Origin of the sequence: Mesorhizobium sp. M1396 (assembly GCF_040317725.1) — a bacterium.
In the GTDB taxonomy this organism is placed as follows: Bacteria; Pseudomonadota; Alphaproteobacteria; order Rhizobiales; family Rhizobiaceae; genus Mesorhizobium.
The window spans coordinates 1-3315 of the sequence record NZ_JAMYLA010000128.1 but is presented as its reverse complement, the minus strand read 5'-3'; the positions used below and the strand labels follow the sequence as shown (position 1 = coordinate 3315).

Annotated in this window: 2 protein-coding genes and 1 pseudogene; all 3 read right to left on the bottom strand. The window is 63.5% G+C overall.

What is annotated here, in order from left to right; translation table 11 throughout:
* The coding region (locus NKH02_RS34190) for an adenylate/guanylate cyclase domain-containing protein (protein WP_352884231.1) at positions 1–670 on the bottom strand (670 nt) is incomplete at its 3' end.
* A 177-nt stretch (positions 671–847) separates the two neighbouring features.
* Positions 848–2593, bottom strand: a complete 1746-nt coding sequence (locus NKH02_RS34185) for an adenylate/guanylate cyclase domain-containing protein (RefSeq protein WP_352884230.1) — start codon at positions 2591–2593, stop codon at positions 848–850.
* Positions 2594–3169: 576 nt separating this feature from the next.
* Positions 3170–3315, bottom strand: a pseudogene (locus tag NKH02_RS34180) (AhpC/TSA family protein); the annotation flags it as partial.

Here is a 3315-nt window from a genome sequence, read left to right as displayed (position 1 = left end):
CGGTGATGATGTCCTCGACGATGCCGTCGGCAAAGTAATCCTGCTCCGGGTCGCCGCTCATGTTTTGGAACGGCAGCACCGCGAGCGCCGGCCTGTCGGGCAGGCGCTCGATTGAACGCGATGGACCGAGCGGCTTCGCTTGATCCGGGCACCAACGATAGGCGCGGATCGGCCGGGCGATGTTCTTCAACGCCTGCTCGCCCATATCCTCGAAGCGCAGGCCGATCTTTCCCGCAGCATCTTCCTGCACGCGTCCGGAAACGCAGATCCCGCCCGGCTCTGCGATCCCCTCCAGACGCGCGGCGATGTTGACCCCCTCGCCGAAGACGTCGCCGTCCTGTTCGATGATATCGCCGACATTGATGCCGATCCGGAATTCAAGCCGTTCGTCAGTTGCTACGGCGGCATTGCGTTCTGCCATGCCGGCCTGCACCTCGACGGCGCAGCGCACCGCATCGACGACACTGGCGAAATCCGCCAACAGCCCGTCACCCGTCGTCTTGACGATCCTGCCGCGATGCCTGGCAATACAGGGATCGAGGTGCTCACGGCGATGGCTGTTCAAGCGGTCGAGAGTACCTTCTTCGTCAACGCCCATCAGCCGACTGTACCCGGCGACGTCAGCCGCAAGGATCGCCGAGAGCTTACGCTCGACGCGGCCGATTTCCATCCGAGTCTCCTCCAAGGCGTCAGGATCATATGCGCCCAGATCAACCGATCCAAGGCCGCTCTTCCGGTTCTTTGGGGGTCGCGTCAACCATGCCCACCAGAATGTTCGCTGAGGCGACGCGGATCAAGGACGTTGCCTGGCCGGACGTGACGCGCAGGAGCTTTGCAACCGCGACAATCACTCTGGCACGCCAGAGACCCCCAACGCCTCGACGTAACGCTCGGCAAACGCCTTGTCCAGCCACGGGTTGATCTGTCTCTGCAGGGTGAGCGTGTACGTCGGGAACGCCTCCATCAGCCGTCGCGCCGCCGCTTGCGCCTCGTTCAGCCGGTTGAGTTTGACCAGCGCCATGATCACCACCCGGTGCGAGGAACCGTAGTTCGGCATCTCGTGCAGCGCGCGTTCTCCCCATGCCAGCGCTTCCTCGTAGCGCTCGAGCATCAGGTAGCTCATCCCAATGCCGGAGAGCGCGATGCCCTTCTCGGGGTCGACCGGGCTCAGCCGCATTGCCCTGTGAAAGTGCTCGATCGCGACGAGCGGGCGGCTGGAATGTGCGTTCACCCAGCCGCTGCCCGTATGGCCCTGCGCCGAATTGGGGTTGAGCAGCAGGGATCGTTCGATCGTGCCCAGCGCCATCTCGTAGTCCTTCGCGCTGTAAGCGATCACCTGCGCGGCAAAGCGTAGGCTCGTGGGGTCATCGCGCGCTTCCGCCAGGACCTCGCGCGCCATGCGCGCGGCGCCGCGGATATCGTCAGGCTCGTGCCAGCACTGGCTCACGGATAGGCTGCGGACATAGGCGCCGAGTGCCTTCGCCAAGTTGAAGCCAGGGTCGATGCTGAGCGCCTCGTTGGTGAGCAGGCGCACGTCGGCAAAGCCTTCGCGCGTCATGCTGTAGAAGCGCGGCAGCGCGCGAAGGTAGAGGTCGTAGGCGCTGATGTAGTCGGTCGGCTTCATGCGCGCCTGCTTGATCTCCGCCAGCCGGATGCTCGGCTCGACAGCGCCGACGACGCTCTCGGTCACCTTGTCCTGCAGGTCGAAGATATCGCTCACGTCGCCCTCGAAGCGGTCGGTCCAGACATGGTGTCCGCTGATCGCGTCCACCAACTGCCCACTGATGCGCACCCGCGATCCGGATCTGCGGATGCTGCCTTCGAGCACGTAGCGGACGCCCAGCTCGCGCCCGACCTGGCGCAGGTCCACCGCCCGGCCCTTGTAGGTGAAGGATGAGTTGCGCGCGATCACGAAGAAGGAGTTCACCCGGCTTAGTCCCGTGATGATGTCCTCCACCAGCCCGTCGGCAAAGTATTCCTGGTCGGGGTCGCCGCTCATGTTGGTGAAAGGCAGAACCGCGATCGAGGGTTTCTCGGGCAGAGGAGACGGTGCAGCCACCGAGGTGCTGGCGTCGGTCCCGACGCGGTAGGCCCGCACAGGCCGCTCAATGTTCTTGAGGCGCAAGTCGCCGAGCGGCGTGAAGCCACAGTCGAGCTTGCCTTGAAGGTGGTCGTAGGCGGTGCCCGAGACGATCACGGTGCCGGGATCGGCGATGCTTTCGAGACGGGCGGCTATGTTGACTCCGTCGCCGTACAGGTCGCCGTCCTCCTCGCAGACCACGTCGCCGAGATTGACTCCGATGCGCAAGCGAATCCGCTTTTCCTCGGGCGTCTCCGCCTCGTGTTCTGCCAAGGCCTGCTGGATCGCCGTCGCCGAGGTCACCGCGTTAACGACGCTCGCGAACTCGCACAGCATGCCGTCGCCGGTGAGCTTGACGATCCGACCCTGGTGTTCGGAGACCAGCGGTTCGAGGAGGTCCTTCCGGTAGATCTTCAGCCGCTCGAGCGTGCCGCGCTCGTCGCGCTCCGTCAGGCGCGAATAGCCGACCACGTCGCAAGCCAAGATGGCTGCGAGGTGGCGCTGCGTGGTCATTGCACCGCCGCCCCGCGTCCATGTCCTGCCAACTTCCAGACGTCCCAATTGCATGGTAACCATCTCTCCCAGTCGCCGCCCGTCGCCGTTACAGAACGGAGAACGCAGCTTGACCTTGCCTTCACGAGATTTCGCTATCCCGCTTGCGAGGCTTGGAGCGTTCCAGTCGCCGCGCTAACAGCCAACCGACGACACGCCCACACAGCCTCTGGGGACGCTGACTCGCCTCTCCCAGAAGGCCGGAGATATTTCCTGACGTGTGTAACCGGTCGACGCCACCGTTGCGGTGCTTTTGTCACCCCTATGTAACAGCGAGATGCCCCGCGCATCGGGCACCATACCAAACGTTCACGCTTATAGCTGCTGAGGTCGGCAAGTGGCGCATCGGCGACTTCCGAATCCGGTAGTCGAATGTCTGCTATTGAGAAAGGCGCAGTACAGTCTCTACGGCGTCCTTTGGGCGCGAAGCGGTCATCCACGATCTTCAGCTTTTTGACCCAGGACGGCCTTTCCCGGTAGTGAGCGGGAAGGGCGGGGTCGTCGAGCGAGTTGTCAGCCGCCTATTTCCGCAGCCCATCAATGTGCAACTTGGGAAGCCGCTGACATCAATTCCTCCGGATTCGGCGCCTTGAAGGTATTGAGGCCATCCTCCAGAACTTCAGTGAAGTTCCAGCGTACGATGCCCGCCCGGTCGATTAGGAACTGACCGACAAGCTGCCCCT